At 63.6% G+C, this 16,423-nt stretch carries 9 protein-coding genes, 1 tRNA gene and 3 rRNA genes; 7 read left to right on the top strand and 6 right to left on the bottom strand.

Annotated features, from left to right (window positions below):
- Positions 1 to 33: 33 nt before the first annotated feature.
- Positions 34 to 1,224, bottom strand: coding sequence for a redox-regulated ATPase YchF (locus DV707_RS07760; RefSeq protein ID WP_103992004.1), 1,191 nt, complete (start codon positions 1,222 to 1,224; stop codon positions 34 to 36).
- A 252-nt stretch (positions 1,225 to 1,476) separates the two neighbouring features.
- Between DV707_RS07760 and DV707_RS07750 the strand changes: the two genes are divergently transcribed.
- Complete coding sequence (locus DV707_RS07750; RefSeq protein WP_394337409.1) at positions 1,477 to 1,833, top strand: hypothetical protein; 357 nt, start codon at positions 1,477 to 1,479, stop codon at positions 1,831 to 1,833.
- Positions 1,830 to 2,360 carry a hypothetical protein gene (locus tag DV707_RS07745; RefSeq protein WP_200820899.1) on the top strand — a complete coding sequence of 177 codons (531 nt, stop codon included), beginning with the start codon at positions 1,830 to 1,832 and terminating at the stop codon, positions 2,358 to 2,360. Before DV707_RS07750 ends, DV707_RS07745 begins: the two co-directional genes overlap by 4 nt.
- An 8-nt stretch (positions 2,361 to 2,368) precedes the next feature.
- On the opposite strand, the gene DV707_RS07740 is transcribed toward DV707_RS07745, so the two are convergent.
- From DV707_RS07740 to DV707_RS07720, 5 genes are all read right to left on the bottom strand, one after another.
- Positions 2,369 to 4,099, bottom strand: a complete 1,731-nt coding sequence (locus DV707_RS07740) for a hypothetical protein (RefSeq protein WP_103992003.1) — start codon at positions 4,097 to 4,099, stop codon at positions 2,369 to 2,371.
- 348 nt (positions 4,100 to 4,447) lie between these two features.
- A 5S ribosomal RNA gene (rrf, locus tag DV707_RS07735) occupies positions 4,448 to 4,569 on the bottom strand.
- Positions 4,570 to 4,818: 249 nt separating this feature from the next.
- Positions 4,819 to 7,735: ribosomal RNA gene (locus DV707_RS07730) — 23S ribosomal RNA — on the bottom strand.
- A 320-nt stretch (positions 7,736 to 8,055) separates the two neighbouring features.
- Positions 8,056 to 8,127: transfer RNA gene (locus DV707_RS07725), tRNA-Ala, on the bottom strand.
- A 109-nt stretch (positions 8,128 to 8,236) separates the two neighbouring features.
- A 16S ribosomal RNA gene (locus DV707_RS07720) occupies positions 8,237 to 9,708 on the bottom strand.
- Together the 16S, 23S and 5S rRNA genes with 1 tRNA gene alongside form the textbook arrangement of a ribosomal RNA operon.
- A 757-nt stretch (positions 9,709 to 10,465) precedes the next feature.
- Here DV707_RS07720 and DV707_RS07715 point away from each other — a divergent pair.
- The 5 genes from DV707_RS07715 to DV707_RS07695 all read left to right on the top strand — a co-directional run bounded on the left by DV707_RS07715 (position 10,466) and on the right by DV707_RS07695 (position 16,420).
- Complete coding sequence (locus DV707_RS07715) at positions 10,466 to 11,026, top strand: TATA-box-binding protein (protein ID WP_089769931.1); 561 nt, start codon at positions 10,466 to 10,468, stop codon at positions 11,024 to 11,026.
- A 67-nt stretch (positions 11,027 to 11,093) separates the two neighbouring features.
- On the top strand, positions 11,094 to 11,870 hold the full coding sequence (locus DV707_RS07710) for a helix-turn-helix transcriptional regulator (RefSeq protein WP_103989841.1): 777 nt from the start codon (positions 11,094 to 11,096) through the stop codon (positions 11,868 to 11,870).
- Positions 11,871 to 12,000: 130 nt separating this feature from the next.
- Positions 12,001 to 13,149 carry a Cdc6/Cdc18 family protein gene (locus DV707_RS07705; RefSeq protein WP_103989842.1) on the top strand — a complete coding sequence of 383 codons (1,149 nt, stop codon included), beginning with the start codon at positions 12,001 to 12,003 and terminating at the stop codon, positions 13,147 to 13,149.
- Positions 13,149 to 14,807, top strand: coding sequence for an FGGY family carbohydrate kinase (locus tag DV707_RS07700; RefSeq protein ID WP_103989843.1), 1,659 nt, complete (start codon positions 13,149 to 13,151; stop codon positions 14,805 to 14,807). The genes DV707_RS07705 and DV707_RS07700 overlap by 1 nt, the downstream gene beginning before the upstream one ends.
- A gap of 479 nt (positions 14,808 to 15,286) precedes the next feature.
- A complete protein-coding gene (locus DV707_RS07695; protein ID WP_327328787.1) occupies positions 15,287 to 16,420 on the top strand; it encodes an extracellular solute-binding protein in 1,134 nt (377 codons plus the stop codon).
- The last annotated feature ends 3 nt before the right edge of the window (positions 16,421 to 16,423 follow it).

The following is a 16,423-nucleotide window of genomic DNA, read 5'->3' as shown; positions in this document are numbered from 1 at the left end:
GTGCGTTCGTCACGTCGGTGACGCGCTCGCCGGTCAGTTCGTGGTGACGATCTCGACGACGTCGCGGTGGCCGAGTTCGTGATCGGCGCCGACCTGCCGGTTCGAGCGGCAGTCGATCCCGTGGAGGAGCCCGTCGCCGATGTCCGAGTGGAGGTGATACGCGAAGTCCTCGGTCGTCGACTCCTCCGGCAGGATGAAGCAGTCGCGGAAGACCCCCTGCGAGTCGCTGCGGCCGTTCGCGCTCCCCGGGAAGATCGCGATCGCGCCCATCACGTCGAACAGCGCGGATTCGAGGACGGCCTGGACGCCCGTCCCGTCGAAGGCCTCGACGTACTCGCGGATCCGTTCGAGGCCCGCCGCCTGTTCGTCGGAGGGGTCGCCGACGATCTCGAACGCCGACGCCCCGGGCTGGTAGTCGACGACGCCCGCCTCGTCGGCCTGCTTCAGCGCCTTCTCCGCGTGCGCGCTCGTGGGCACGAACGTGAGGTGGTCGTAGTCGGGATCGGCGGTCACGTCGTCGTAGTGCTCCTGGGCTGCCGGCTTGTCCATCTTGTTCGCCGCGATCACGATGGGCTTCGTCCGCTTTCGGATCTCGCGGGCGACGCGCTCTTTGGTCTTCTCGTCCCACTCCTCGGGGTCGAGTCCCGCGTCGGTCGCGAGCAGGATCTGCTTGATCTCGTCTTTGTTCGTCTTGAACGCCGACATCTGCTCTGCGAGGTCCTCCTCGATCTTCTTTTCTTCACCCTCGTACCCCGAGCGGTACCGCTCGATCCCCTTCTCCAAGACGTCGAGATACCACATATCGAGTTCGTTCTCGAGGAAGTCGATGTCCTCGCGGGGGTCGTGGTCCTCGGTGGGCTCGCCCTCCAGGTCCGTCTCGCCGGAGAAGTCGACGACGTGGACGAGTACGTCCGCCTCGTTGAGGTCGGTGAGAAACTGGTTTCCGAGCCCCTTCCCCTCGTGTGCGCCGGGAATGAGCCCCGCGACGTCGACGAGTTTCACCGGAACGAACCGCGTGCCGTCGTCGCAGAAGCCCACGGAGGGCGTACACGTCTCGTCGAACTCGGGCGCCGCGCACTCGACGCGGACGTACGCCTCGCCGACGGAGGGGTCGATGGTCGTGAACGGGTACGCGCCCTCGGGCACGTCGTTCATCGTCGCCGCGTTGAAGAAGGAGGACTTGCCGACGGAGGGCTTTCCGACGAGTCCGATCTTGTAGCTCATTGACTCCTCGCAGTGGTTCGTCGCTCAAAAGCGGCCCTATCCGACCCCTCGTCGTGAGGTGATGACATAGCACAGATTATCCGCGACGGCTCCCCATCGAGCCGGTGCGTCGGGGCGGCCATCGACAGGGTATTTGAACGCCGACACCCACGATCCTGTATGGACGACACCGAGGATCGTCGCGGCGACGGCGGCGACGATGCGACTCACAACGACGCCGGGGACGACGCGGCCCGCAACGACGACGAACCGATCCGCGGCGACGACGAGGACGAACCGCCCGAGCGCGACGGCGAGGACGTCGATGGCGAGGGCGAGGACACCGATAGTGACGGCGACACGTTCGGCGTCGGCATCCACGTCACGGAGGCGGAGTTCCAGTTCGTCGTCCACGTGCCAGCCGACATCGACTCGGGGTGGACCGACCCCGAGGCCTTCCAGCGACTCGTCGAACGGACCGTCTGGAATCACCTGGATCGAGAGGCGACGCTCCGCGGCATCGCACGGGAGGCGTCCGTCGGCGACACCGTCACGCTGGGCCGCGTCACGCTCCGCCCCGACGAAACGGTCGTCGAGACGGCGTTCCGCGACCCCGCCGTCGAATCGTGACCGGCGCGCTCGAGGCCGTCGTCGACGCCGCGATCGAACGCGCGCTCGTCGACGGCTCGGACGCCCGTCGCTACTTCGCGCTCGCGGGCGCGCTGGAACGCGCCCGGGCGGACGGGACTCAGGGGACGGATCGAGACGAGACGGACGGGAGCGGAACCGCGATCGACCGCCGCGGCACCCACAGCGGACCGGAACCGACGCCCCGAACGGGATCGGAGCCGTCCGATACGATCGACGTCGATCGACTCGGCGCGGCGCTCGTGAGCACCGTCGCCGTGCGGGCGCTCGAAGCGACCCGTCCGGACGGGATCGACGCCGACGCGTGGGTTCCGGGCGACGATCCGCGGGCGGAACTCGTCGCGACCGGTGCCCGACTCGCCCTCCGCCGGTTCGAGACCGACGCCGAGACCGTCGCTGCGCGGGCGGGCGTGCCCCGAGAGCGACTCCTCGGGCGGGGACCCGCTGAGGAGGGCCGTTGCCAACCGGGAGAAGACGCCTCGGAAAAGCCGAGCGGACCGCGAGAATAGGGAGTCAGCTAGTTGCGACCGGGAGCGTTCCCGGAGTTGCCCGGAGCGCCGTCCGAGCCGCCTGATTCGTCCGCGTCGTCGTCTTCATCGTCATCTTCATCGTCATCTTCCTCTTCGTCCTCGTCTTCGTCGCCGTCAGCTGCCTCGTCTTCCTCGTCGTCGGCCGCCTCGTCTTCGGACTCCTCACGCTCCTCGGAGTCGTCGTCCTCCGCGTCGTCACCGTCGTCCGGGCCGCCGCGCTCGCTGGCGTTCGCCGGTCCGTTACCGTTGCCGTTTCCGCCGTTCGCGGCGGGGCCGCCGTCTTCGTCGTCAGCGTCGCCGTTTTCGTCATTGCCGTCGTCCCGGCCCGGTGCGTCGTCGGACCGTCCGGGCGCGTCACCGGACCGGCCGGGGGCGTCGTCCTCGCTCTCGGTGTCGGTCTCGTTTCCGTCATCGTCGTCGTCGCCGTCGTCCCGGCCGGGAGCCTCGCCGGACTGACCCGGAGCGTCACCGGACTGGCCGGGCGCGCCGTCGGCGTTACCGGGGTTGTTCCCGGTCACGAAGTCCGAGATCGCCTGTCCCGGCGGGCCGTCGAAGCCGGCCGACTGCAGCGCGCTGACGAACTGGGAGACCGCCAGTCCGAACGGCCCCTGCTCCTCGACGAACTCGACGGTCAGGTCCGTCGTCGTCGTGGCCGTCTCGTTGTCGGCCGTCGCGGTCACGCTGATCGTGACGTTCTCCTGGGGCAGCGGGAGGGCGACCTCACCGCTCTCGTCGGTCGCGTAGGTGCCCGTGCCCGAGTACTCGCCGTCGCCCTCGACCGCGACGTCGACCGTCGCGTTGGAAACGGCGTCGGACCCGTGCGTGACCGTCACGAAGACGCCGTCCGTCCGCTGGTCGGCGCTGACGTCGAGCCGGGCCGATCCGTCGACGGCGAGCGTCGTCTCCGCGGTGAGGTTATCGACCTGCGCGGTCACGGTCACTTCCTGGTCGTCCTCGGGCTGTTCGAACGCCGCGGTGCCGTTCTCGTCGGTGGTGGCCGTCGCCGAGTAGTTCTCCGCGCCTTCGGCCTCGACGGTCGCGTTCTCGACCGGAGCGCCGTACTGGGTGACCTCGACGCTCACCGTCCCGTCGTCGGTCTGGCTCGCTGAGACGTCGAGGGAGTCTTCGAGCGACACGAGCTCGAATTCACCGCTCGCGTTCGCGCCGTTGGCCGTCGCGTCCACCTGCACCGTCACCGTCTCGTTGGGTGCGGACAGGTCGACCTCGCCGTTCTCGTCGGTTTCGTACGTCCCGTTATCGGTGTAGTTCGAATCCGACGAGACCTCGACGGTGGCGTTCTCGACCGCCTCGTCGTACTGCGTGACGGTCACCGTGGCCGTGCCGTCCTCGGCCTGGCTCACGGAGAGTTCGAGGGACTCCTCGTGGGGTACCAGTTCGGCTTCGCTACTCGCGGTCGCGTTGTCCGCCGTCGCGTTCACCTGCACCGTCACCGTCTCGTTCGGATCGGACAAGGTGACGGTTCCGTCCGCGTCCGTCTCGTACGTGCCGTTACCGGCGTACGCCGAGTCGGACGTCACCTCGACGGTGGCGTTCTCGACCGCGGTTCCGTTGTCCGTGACCGTGACGACCGCCTCGCCTGTCTCGGGTTGTTGGTCGACACCGACCGAGAGGGACGCTGCGCTCGCGGCCATCGGGAACGCGGCCATCCCGACGACTGCGATCATCAGGGCGATCGTGAGTGTTCGCTTTGCGTTCATTGCGTCCGCTCTTTGCGACGATTACCACATAAAAAGGGAACTCGCTCAGGCCGTCTTCTCCCGGATTAACCCGATTTAATCGCGTTAAACGTCGCTCTGTCTGGGTCGAACAGTGATGGGAGAGGTCGTCGTCGATATCGTCCGTGGTTCGGGCCGAAAACGACCACCCGTTCGCTCGCGCGCGCCTATCCCTTGTCCGACCGTACGACGACAGCCGGTCAAGTGTGGGTGCGAGCCACCGTCTGTCCGCGGTCGTCGGAGAGAGTAGCGACTCGTCGATCCCGTTCGAAATGCAGAGCGCCCACGAGACTCGCTGTCTCGCGGGCGCTCGAGTATCGGAATATGAGTGGGAGGCGGCGAGCCAGTGTTCCCAGAGGATCGCTCACTCCAGTACTTGCTGACACGCTGGCAGGCTTAACTTCCGTGTTCGGGATGGGTACGGGTGTCGCCCTGCCGCTCTGGCCGCCTTAACGCCGACTCGTGGACTCGAACCACGTGCTCTCTTCGGTCTCCGGTGTACCGAAGACAGTGACCGTCGTCGGTCATCAGCCATCGCGTAGCGTACGGTAACCATTGTATCGCGCGCAATCCAGCTTCCGCCTGAACCCGTCCACGGAGTGGACTTCAGTGTGATAGTCTCGGACCACCACCCACGTCCAACAGTTTCGTAACCGTGTGTTCTATGCAGAACACTGCCACGACACTGTATTCTCGTGGTATGAGTGTGGCTTTGGACTGTTAGTGCTCGCGGGCTTAACACCTCGTTGCCTCGGTGCGTACACCCCGAGTCTATCTAACTCGTCTTCTACGAGTGTCCTCGGTGGTACTTCTTTTTGAGGTGGGTTTCGAGCTTAGATGCGTTCAGCTCTTACCCCGTGGTGCGTGGCTGCTCGGCATCTGCCCTCTCGGACAACCGATACACCAGCGGCACCCAGTCGTAGTTCCTCTCGTACTATACGACCGTTCCTCTCAAGTACCAAAACACCCCCAATAGATAGCAGCCGACCTGTCTCACGACGGTCTAAACCCAGCTCACGACCTCCTTTAATAGGCGAACAACCTCACCCTTGCCTGCTTCTGCACAGGCAGGATGGAGGGAACCGACATCGAGGTAGCAAGCCACTCGGTCGATATGTGCTCTTGCGAGTGACGACTCTGTTATCCCTAAGGTAGCTTTTCTGTCATCAACGGGCCCCATCCAGGAGCCTCGTTGGTTCGCTAGACCACGCTTTCGCGTCAGCGATCCTCGTTGGGAAGATCACTGTCAGACTTCCGTGTGCTCTTGCGCTCTTCTCCGGGTTTCCGACCCGGGTGAGGAAATCTTTGGGCGCGCTCGATATCTTTTCGAGCGCGTACCGCCCCAGTCAAACTGCCCGGCTACCGGTGTCCTCCGCCAGGAGTGAGAGTCGCAGTCACTAACGGGTAGTATTTCACGTGTGACTCGGTGGCCCGCTAGCGCGGGTACCTGTGTAACGTCTCCTACCTATGCTGCACATCAGCGACCACGTCTCAGCGACAGCCTGCAGTAAAGCTCTATAGGGTCTTCGCTTCCCCTTGGGGGTCTCCAGACTCCGCACTGGAACGTACAGTTCACCGGGCCCAGCGTTGGGACAGTGACGCTCTCGTTGATCCATTCATGCAAGCCGCTACTGAAGCGGCAAGGTACTACGCTACCTTAAGAGGGTCATAGTTACCCCCGCCGTTGACGGGTCCTTCGTCCTCTTGTACGAGGTGTTCAGATACCCGCACTGGGCAGGATTCAGTGACCGTACGAGTCCTTGCGGATTTGCGGTCACCTATGTTGTTACTAGACAGTCGGAGCGTCCGAGTCACTGCGACCTGCTCGGTCAAAAGCAGGTATCCCTTCTTCCGAAGGTACGGGACTAACTTGCCGAATTCCCTAACGCCGGTTGCTCCCGACGGGCCGTGGCTTTCGCTGCCTGAGCACCTGTGTCGGATCTCGGTACGGTCGCCGTGCGTCTTTTCACGGGCTCTCGGTACCAGCGACTTGCGCTGTCTCGTGATTCGATCGCTTCGTACCGTTACGGTTTCCACGATGTTCCACGATTCGACGGGGCGAAGGCCCCGCTCGCTGTTTCCCAAAGCGTCGACAATATGCACGGTGGTACTGGAATATTAACCAGTTTCCCTGGTTGTCCCGGTCGAATTACGGCGGGACTTAGGACCGACTAACCCTCGGCTGATTAGCAGTGCCGAGGAACCCTTGCTCGTTTGGCCGTCGGGGGTCTCACCCGACTCTCGCTGCTACTGTGACCAGGATTTTCGTTACTATACGGTCCACGCGAGCTCTCGCCCGTGCTTCCGCCCGTACAGTACGCCAAGCCTACTAGGTCGTCCGGTGAAGGACGCTGCCAGGTCTCGGTGGTAGATTTGAGCCCCGATCATTTTGGGCGCCTCGAACCTCGGCCGGTAAGCTGTTACGCTTTTCTTAGAGGGTAGCTGCTTCTAAGCTCACCTCCCGGCTGTTTAGGGCTCGAGACCACCTTCGATCGCACTTAATCTACACTTGGGGACCTTAACCCGGCTCTGGGTTGTCTCCCTCACGGTACACAGGCTTACCCCGCATACCGGATTCCCGACGTCTGTGGCGTCTGCAAGTTCGGAGTTTGACAGGAAGGCCGACTCCTCTCGGAGGCGGGACTTCCAATCGGTCGCTCTACCTCGCAGACTACCTCGATCGAGGTCATGCTTCGACATGTTTCGGCTGGAACCAGCTGTTGCCGAGTTCGATGGGCCTTTCACCCCTACGCACGAGTCAGAGGAGGGTATTGTAGGACACCATCCCTTCAGGCCTCCACGCAGCTTTCGCCACGCTTCACCTTGCTCGCGCGTAGATCACTCGGTTTCGGGTCGCATCATCGGGACTCCCCGCGCTTGAACACGGCGGCCCTGGTCCGGAAGGACTGCGGCCATGTCGGTTTCCCTGTGCCTGCCTGGATGATCCAGTTAGGCTTGCCTCGATAATGCACTCCCTGGGTCGTTTTTCAAAACGCACGACGCGACACCGGCTTCCTCGAAGTCCTACTGGTGGGTCGCCCCACGGTCGTTTATTCGAGGACCTTGTATGCCTCGTCGTTCTATCACTGACTGAGTTCAGGCCCTATTGCACCGCCCTGTTCGGGGTGCTTTTCAGCGTTCGCTCACGCTACTTGTTCGCTATCGGTCTCGAGGAGTGATTTAGTCTTCGCAGTTGATGCCTGCGGTAGTCACGAGGAATATCCAATCCCCGCTACTCTGGAGTTGGTCCGGAAACACGCGTTCACGATACGGGACTGTCACCCTGTATCGTACTCCGTTCCAGGAGATTTCTCGTGAAGTTGTGTTTCGTTGTGACCAGTCCGAACACCACATTTCCCGTGAGGGATTCGGTTTGGACTGTGTCGCGTTCACTCGCGGTTAGTAACGACATCGCGTTTGCTTTCTGTTCCTGCTCCTACTGAGATGTTTCAATTCGGAGCGTTCCCCATTGCGCGAAGCAATTGCGGTGGGGATTCCCATTCGGAGATCCCGAGTTCTTAGTCTCCGTGCGACTCCCTCGGGCTTTTCGCAGCTTGGCACGTCCGTCGTCGGCTCTCGAGCCGAGCCATTCACCAGCCAGTACAGTAGCCAGTTTGAGTGTCGTGTGGTTACGACTCGTCTACGAACGTGACGTGTGTCACGCGTAGACGACTGTTTGCTGTTGGTTGCAAGTTGAATTGCAGTTGAGTTGGTGATCTGAGACGTCCACAATGTGTCCGTCCTCGGTGGACGGGTTCAGTGGGCGTCTGGATTGCGCGCGTACAATGGTCGTCATTGAACGTCCGGTGGCTGCCGGAGCGTCCGTCGAACCCTTCCTATCCGCGTTTTCACGGGATAGTGCATCAGTTCGTGTCCACTCCAGTCGAGTAGACTGTCCCACTTAAGGGACTCGTTCTGTGTTCGAGTGGAGTGGGTGATGGACCCGCTGGGATTTGAACCCAGGGCGTCCTCCTTGCAAAGGAGGTGCTCTACCGCTGAGCTACGGGCCCGTGTTAGCCTTGGTGGTTCTTAGGTGCCTGTCTGGCGTCTGTCGAATCCTGAACGGGATCACGCGATGAGTGAAAGTGGGCTAGGCGCGGCGGCCTAGTCCCGGTCTGTAGGAGGTGATCCAGCCGCAGATTCCCCTACGGCTACCTTGTTACGACTTAAGCCCCCTTGCGAAGCCCAGATTCGACCATTGTGAAATGGCCTCATCCGGACCTCACTCGGGTGCTTTGACGGGCGGTGTGTGCAAGGAGCAGGGACGTATTCACCGCATTCTTGTGAAATGCGATTACTACCGAATCCAGCTTCATGCGGGCGAGTTTCAGCCCGCAATCCGAACTACGATCAAGTTTCGGAGATTAGCGCCCTCTTTCGAGGTTGCAACCCATTGTCTTGACCATTGTAGCCCGCGTGTAGCCCAGCTCATTCGGGGCATACTGACCTACCGTTGCCCGTTCCTTCCTCCAGTTTGGCACTGGCAGTCCTCTTAATGTACCCAGCCAGTCGAAACTGCTGCTGGCAATTAGGAGTGCGGGTCTCGCTCGTTGCCTGACTTAACAGGACGCCTCACGGTACGAGCTGACGGCGGCCATGCACCTCCTCTCTACAGCTCGTGATGAGGTCATCAACCTGACCGTCATTACTGTAGTCGGAGCTGGTGAGATGTCCGGCGTTGAGTCCAATTAAACCGCAGGCTCCTCCGGTTGTAGTGCTCCCCCGCCAATTCCTTTAAGTTTCATCCTTGCAGACGTACTTCCCAGGCGGTTCGCTTCTCGGCTTCCCTACGGCACAGCACAGGCGCGTAGCCTGTGCCACACCTAGCGAACATCGTTTACGGCTAGGACTACCCGGGTATCTAATCCGGTTCGAGACCCTAGCTTTCGTCCCTCACTGTCGGATCCGTCTTCTCGAGATGCTTTCGCCATCGGTGGTCCGTTCGGGATTACGGGATTTCACTCCTACCCCGGACGTACCTCTCGAGCCTTCCGGTCCCAAGCCCTGAAGTTTCCGCCGGACGCCCACACGTTGAGCGTGTGGATTTCCCGACGGACTTTCAGGGCCAGCTACGGACGCTTTAGGCCCAATAAGATTGGCCATCACTTGAGCTGCCGGTATTACCGCGGCGGCTGGCACCGGTCTTGCCCAGCTCTTGTTCGTGTACCGCCCTACGGTACACAAAAGCGAGGACGATATGCCCTCGCACTCGGAGTCCCCTTATCGCACTGGCGTGCAGTGTAAAGGTTTCGCGCCTGCTGCGCCCCGTAGGGCCCGGAATCTTGTCTCAGATTCCGTCTCCGGGCTCTTGCTCTCACAACCCGTACCGATTATGGGCACGGTGGGCCGTTACCCCACCGTCTACCTAATCGGCCGCAGCCTCATCCTACAGCACCGTAGTGTTTGTGACTCCCGGCGTTCCAGCATGGGAGTTCTATGACGAGTTAGCCTCAGTTTCCCGAGGTTATTCGTCTCTGTAGGGTAGGTTGGCCACGTGTTACTGAGCTATCTGCCACGAGTGTGAACTCGTGCGACTAGCATGGCTAAATCGGACTCCGATAGCAATGGCCTCCGGCAGGATCAACCGGAATGGGTCTCCCCCGTAAGGGGGAGGGGTGTGGCGGGATTTTCCCCTCGGATGAGGGGAGAATCACCAATCGTCATTGCGTGGTCCGTTCAGTGGTTCGGGAGACACCAGACAGGTGTCACCGAACCACCAAGGCTAACATCAGATCCCATCTGTACGGCGGACCGCAGGGGTGGAATCCTCATTCCGTGTCCGACTCAGTCGAATCGGCGTACGGGTATAAACCCGTTGAATCCGATCCGACTCGCAGCGTCGATCGCCGCGGGAGTCGGAGAGCGAGCGCGGACGGAGTTCAACCGCCCGCAGTCGCGTAGTGTTCTTCGCATTACTGTCTGATGCGTGGGTTGTACTTAACCTCGTTGATCTCGAACGATTTTCGAAAAATTGTGGAAGATATGTGTGATCGTCTAACAACGGACAGTCGAAACGGAGGGAGGTGAACGTTTGACCAGTGATACGAGACCACTATTTATCGTGTTTCGCGCGTGGGCGGGCAGGAAACACGAACGAGCGAAGGGGATTGTAGTAGCGTTTGCAACTAATTGCTCGTCCGATCGCACGACAGCGTGCGATCGAGTGAGTGAAGACTTGCAAACGCTACGATAGTGTGGGAGGTCCCCGACGGAGCCGCACGGGCGTCCCCCAGACCGATTTCGCACCCGCGCCCGGACGCGTTAAGCGCCTTCTCGCTCCCCGTTGCCGAATCGCCCTCTTTATAACGGGGGCCTTTATAAGGGAGGGGGAAGATAATCCGACAGAGCATGAGTGCGCCGGCAGATTCAATCGAGATTCAGAACGTTGTCGCATCGACCGGTATCGGCCAAGAGCTCGATCTCGAGGCCCTCGCCGAGGACCTGCCCGGAGCGGATTTCAACCCGGACAACTTTCCCGGCCTCGTCTATCGGACTCAGGAGCCGAAGGCGGCGGCGCTCATCTTCCGATCGGGGAAGATCGTCTGCACGGGCGCAAAGAGCATCGACGACGTCCACGAGGCGCTCGGGATCATCTTCGAGAAGCTCCGCGGCCTGAGCATTCCCGTCGACGAGGACCCCGAGATCACCGTCCAGAACATCGTCTCCAGCGCGGATCTGGGACACAACCTGAACCTGAACGCGCTCGCGATCGGTCTCGGCCTCGAAGACGTCGAGTACGAACCCGAGCAGTTCCCGGGCCTCGTGTACCGGATGGACGAACCCGAGGTCGTCATCCTGCTCTTCGGCTCCGGAAAGATCGTCATCACCGGGGGCAAGCGAACCGACGACGCGAAGACCGCAGTCGAGGAGATCGTAAAGCGGATCGACGACCTGGGTCTGCTGGGGTAACGACGAGCGAACCGTCTGGAAGGCGAGTGGATATCGCGATGACGGCCGAACCGAACGGCGTGGTGCGATGAACGCGCGCGACGACATCGCGTTCCTGGCCGGATCGGAGGTCAGAGTCGATGTCCTCCGAGCGCTGCGTGCGGAGGCCGCCCGTCCGACCGAACTGGCCGAGGAGTGTTCGTGTGCCCGCGAGACGGCACAGCGAGCGGTGAGCGCGTTCGTCGAACGGGGCTGGGCGGAGAAGGTCTCCACCGAGGAGGGATATCGTCTCACGCGCGCGGGGGAGCTGGTGGCCGGCGGATACGACGAGTTCGAGCGGTGTGTGGTCGCCTCGAACCGGTTCCGGAATCTGCTGGCGAACCTCGGAACGATCTCGGAACGGATCGACTGTGAAACCCTCTCGGAGGTGACGTACGCGCAGGCGACGACCGAAAACCCGCACGCGCCGATCGACCGCTTTCTCGCGGTCGTCGGCGACGAGCCCGTCGAACAGTTCCACGGGATCACGCCGATCGTGAGCCGCGTGTTCAACCGGGCCGCCGGCCGCGTGATCCGGCCGGAGACGGACGTTCAGTTGATCGTCGACAGGGACGTCCTCACGACGTCGGCCTCCGAGTATCCGGAGGCCCTCGAACGGGCGGAAGAGCTGGACGGGTTCACGCTGTACGTCGCCCGGGAGTCGCTGGAATCCGGGTTGATGATCGTCGACGGACACGCCTACCTGGGGGCGTACGACGACGGCGGGAACCTGGTCGCGAGCGCGGACGCTTCCGACGAGGAGTTCGTGTCGTGGGCCGAGCGGACGTTCGAGCGCGTCCGCGAGCGGACCTCCGAGTGGTCCTGACGTCGGGCCGTCGAGGCCACCTCGGCGCGCATCGGGGTCGAAGTCGGGTTTCCGACGGCTCGCGGGAGTGCGCTAGCAAAAAGAGTTTTACGCACGGTGGTCCGTGTACTGTGTAATTCACCGTTAGCCTATGGATCTCACAGAGCGCATCGAACGGCGGCGAACCCGGCGGAGCAAGAACGAACTCGTCGTCGACCGCGACGCGCTGAATCCCGCAGTGCACCTCTCGGAGCCGGTCGGACGAGAAACGCTCTTCGAGGCGTTGTTGAACGCGGTCGACCCCCTCTTCGATCGGGCCGTCCCACCCAACACCTACGTCTGGGGGCCGCGGGGGTCGGGGAAGTCCGCCATCGTGACGGCGCTCGTCTCGGCGCTCGACGCCGAGGTGACCGGAAAAGAGCCGTTTTACACCGCCACGCGCGGGGGGAGCGACCGCCCGGACGTGCTCTTCGTCTACCTGGACGCGCGGCGGGCGACGAGTCGGTTCCGGCTCTACCGGGAGTTACTCGACAGCCTCCTCGTCGAAAGCGTCCCCGAGCGCGGCATCAGCACCGACGCGCTCCGGGAACGGATCGCCGACGTCACCGACACGAGCGAGACGGTCCTCGTCGCCGTCGACCACCTCGGAGAAGCCGGAACGCCCGACCTGGCGGATCTGTACGCCACCTTCGAGCCGTTCGACGACCTGGCGTGGATCGGCGTGGGCCGAACGTCGCCCGAGGAGCTATCGCTCCCCATCCCGGAGCAGCAGGTCCACGTCCCGGGGTACACCTACGAGCTGGTCGACGTCCTCACCGTCCGGGGCTCGCGCGGGCTGTCGCAGACGCTCGATCACGTGCACGCCCAGCGGCTCGCCGAGTGGGCCGACGGCGACGCCCACGACGCCCTGGCGGCGCTCTTCGTGGCCGCGGCCAACGCGGAGGCGGACGGGGCGACCCGACTCCGCGACGAGGACATCGACGCCGGGACCGCGGCCGTCCCGCTCGGCGGCGTTCCGATCGGGACGGTGCTGGCCCTCTCGGAGAACGAGCAACTCGTGTTAGAGCAGTTGGTCGAGCGGGCGCTCCACGGCGAGGTCAGAATCGAGACCGCCGCCGAACGGATCGCAGCGCGGACGGACCTGACCGGCGGGACGGTCAAACGGCTCCTGTACGAACTCGCACAGCGCGGCGTGCTGGAGCGACACGAGGTGGCCGTCGGCTCGCGGATGACGGGGCGTCGGCCGAGCGGTGTCGGGCTGAATTTCTCCGAGCGGCTGTTCACGGCCCTCAGAGACTGATGAGCGGAACGTCTCACCTCGGGGCCCTCGATCAGGGGACCAGCGGGACCCGGTTCGTCATCTTCGACGAGAGCGGGACCCCGATCTCCGAAGCGTTCACGGGCCATCAACCGCAGACGGCCGGCGCCGGCAGGATCGAATACGACCCGCTGCGGCTGTGGGGGTGTGCGACGGACGCGATCCGCCGCGGACTCGCCGGGGCCGACCTCGACGCCGCGGAGTTGCGCGCGCTCGGTATCTCGAGTCAGCGACAGACCGTCCTCCTGTGGGACGCCGAGTCGGGACGGCCCTGCACCAGCGCGCTGAGTTGGCGGGACCGCCGGACGACGGCGCAGATCCAGGCGCTCGACGACGAGGAACGGCGGCTGATCCGCGACCGCACGGGGTTGGAACCGGACGCGTACTTCGCCGCGCCGAAGATCAAGTGGCTCCTCGACGAGGGCGGCGATGGAGCGCAGAAAGCCGGTCGGGGCGAACAGGAAGCCGGACGGAGCGGGGAGAGAGCAGGTCCGAACGGACAGAAATCCGGACGAAGCGAGAGGAGAGCCGATCGAGACCGGGGAGCCGACGCGGACGAAGGCGCAGCAGGACACGACGACGGCCGCCGGGACGCCGACCTGCGAGAACGGGCAGCGCGCGGGGAGGTCCTGCTCGGCACCGTCGACTCGTGGCTGTGCTACAACCTCACCGGGAGACACGTGACGGACGTCACGAACGCCGCACAGACGATGCTCTTCGACATCCGCGGACGCGAGTGGGACGACGACCTCCTCGCGCTGTTCGACGTTCCCAGACCGGCGCTTCCGACGGTTCGACCCTCCAGCGACCCCGAGGGGTTCGGCGTGACCGATCCCGACGGCGTCCTCAACGCCGCAGTGCCGGTGACGGGCGTGATGGGCGATCAGCAGGCCGCGCTGCTCGGACGGGTCGCTTGCACGGAGAGCAACGCGAAGGTCACCTACGGGACGGGGAACTTCTTTCTGCAGAACACCGGCACCGAACCCGTCGAGGCCGACGGGGAGTTGCTGACGACGATCTGGTTCCAGCGGGCGGGGGAGGATCCGTACTACGGCCTCGAAGGGCCGGTGTTCGCGACGGGCGCGGTCCTGGAGTGGCTACGGACGGTCGGACTACTCGAAGACGCCGCCGAACTGGATCAGCCCGGGTGTACGGAGCGCGAGGAGGCCGTCCACTTCGTGCCGGCGTTCGGCGGCCTCGGCGCGCCGGACTGGGTCCCGGGCGCCAGGGGCGGCGTGTTCGGATTGCACAGAGACACCGACCGCGACGACGTGTTGCGGGCGGCCGTCGAGGCGATCGGGTTCGGGACGCGCGCGGTGGTCGAGGCTGCCGAGGCGGCGACGGGCGTCGCTCAGGACCGCCTCCTCGTCGACGGCGGGGCGATCCAGAACGACGAGTTCGCCCAGTGTCAGGCCGATCTGATCGACCGACCGCTGGTCAGATCGAACGTGACGCAGACGACCGCGCTCGGTGCGTGCTTCGCCGCGGGGCTAGCGGCGGGCGTCTGGGGGTCGCTCGACGACCTCGAACCCTGCCGACCGAACGGACGGACGTTCTCGCCGACCGGCGATTCGGCGGCCGTCACCGACGCGTACCGGCGTTGGCGAGACGTCGTCGAGACGGTGGCGCGGATGAGCTAGGCGGTCTGGTACTGATCACTCTCACTTTGTACCGCCGAGGCCACCCCCGTCGATGGCGCTCGGCGGTAAGAGACCAGAGGAGTCGGCGTGAGCGGCCGACTACCGCTTCGATCGGTCGAAATCCGGAACCGAATTTTATACGCAATTAGGTAAGCGTGCGTAACTTACGTCCGTCGGGTGAGTACGCGGGGGTAAGAGTGGATCTACGCGAGAGAGACGGGGTTCCGAGTAGCGATGGTTCGGTAGGCAATACATAGTGAAACATAGCCGTAGGAAACGATATCGAGAAAGTAGTCGATACAGACCCTCTATCCCTACAAAACCGGATATATATCCGGTCCGACTACCAATAAATTTATCACAATTTGTCACAAACCGCTTTACTGACGCTCGCTATGGTACCAATGAACGATCCAACAACGCGTCGAAAGGTCCTCGCATCGAGCGGTGCAATCATCGGCGGAAGCCTGGCAGGCTGTATGGGCGGCGGCAGCGGCGACGGAAGCGGAGACGGAGGCGGCGACGGAAGCGGTGGTGACTCGGGCGACGGAAGTGGAGACGGAGGCGGCGGTAGCTGTTCCGGCGAGACCTACGAGGTCGGCTACGGCGACTCCCAGACGACGGTCTGTTCGGACAACTTCCCGACCGACGAGAAGCTCTACGTGTACGCCGTGCAGTCGGGGTGGATGAACTGGCCGTCGGTGATGGAGGCCTTCAACGAGCAGTACGGCGTGCAGCTCAACGACGACGACCGGTCGTCCGGGGAGGCCCTACAGGACGCGCGGTCGCACGCGCAGAACCCGACGCACTCGGCGTTCAACGGCGGGTACACCTTCGCGATCCAGGCGATGAACGACGGGTTGACGCAGGCGTACAAGCCGGCGAACTGGGACAAGGTCCCCGACAACGCGAAGACGGACAACGGTCACTGTACCGGGACCCGAAAGGTGACGACGGCGCTCACCTACCGGAAGGACATCTTCGAGGAGCGCGGCCTCGACGAGCCCGAGACCTGGGACGATCTCAAACACCCGGACATCATGCAGGACCTCGCCCTCCAGACGCCGCAAGCCGCCGTCGGCCTGGCGGCGGCGCTGTCGATCAACAACGCCTACGGCGGGAGCCTCGACGACGTCCAGCCGGTGATCGACTACTACAACACGATCCAGGAGGGCGGCGCGGAGTTCACCGACAACTTCCTGGCGCAGTTCACGAGCGGGGAGTACTCCTCGTTCATCCGATACGACTACTCGGGACTGGACCTGAAGTACAACGTCGAGGACCTCGACGAGGAACAGGTCGGCGTCGCCCTGTTGGAGGGCCCCGACGGCAACGCCGGCGCGTACAACGCGCTGTACGGGTACGCGATGCTCGCGAACGCGCCGAACCCGGAAGCCGTCAAGCTGTTCATGGACTACGTCCTCTCGATCGAGGGCCAACAGCACTTCCTCGACGCGTACGCGCGGCCGATCCGCGCGCCCGAGATGGACATGCCCGACGAGTTCCCGCCGCAGAGCCGGTACGACGAGACGCAGTTCACCGTCGATCAGACGGAGCTCATCGAGAAGCAGGAGTCCATCATTCAGGACATCACGCGCGGGGCCAGCATCTGAACG

This window comes from Halobellus limi (assembly GCF_004799685.1).
Lineage (GTDB): Archaea > Halobacteriota > Halobacteria > Halobacteriales > Haloferacaceae > Haloquadratum > Haloquadratum limi.
Note: the sequence above shows the minus strand (reverse complement) of the source record. Positions and strands in the feature narration are given on the sequence as shown.

Coding starts and splice junctions, on each gene's coding strand:
- DV707_RS07760 (WP_103992004.1), bottom strand. CDS start 1,224: ATGAGCTACAAGATCGGACTCGTCGGAAAGCCCTCCGTCGGCAAGTCC.
- DV707_RS07740 (WP_103992003.1), bottom strand. CDS start 4,099: ATGAACGCAAAGCGAACACTCACGATCGCCCTGATGATCGCAGTCGTC.
- DV707_RS07715 (WP_089769931.1), top strand. CDS start 10,466: ATGAGTGCGCCGGCAGATTCAATCGAGATTCAGAACGTTGTCGCATCG.
- DV707_RS07710 (WP_103989841.1), top strand. CDS start 11,094: ATGAACGCGCGCGACGACATCGCGTTCCTGGCCGGATCGGAGGTCAGA.
- DV707_RS07705 (WP_103989842.1), top strand. CDS start 12,001: ATGGATCTCACAGAGCGCATCGAACGGCGGCGAACCCGGCGGAGCAAG.
- DV707_RS07700 (WP_103989843.1), top strand. CDS start 13,149: ATGAGCGGAACGTCTCACCTCGGGGCCCTCGATCAGGGGACCAGCGGG.
- DV707_RS07695 (WP_327328787.1), top strand. CDS start 15,287: ATGGGCGGCGGCAGCGGCGACGGAAGCGGAGACGGAGGCGGCGACGGA.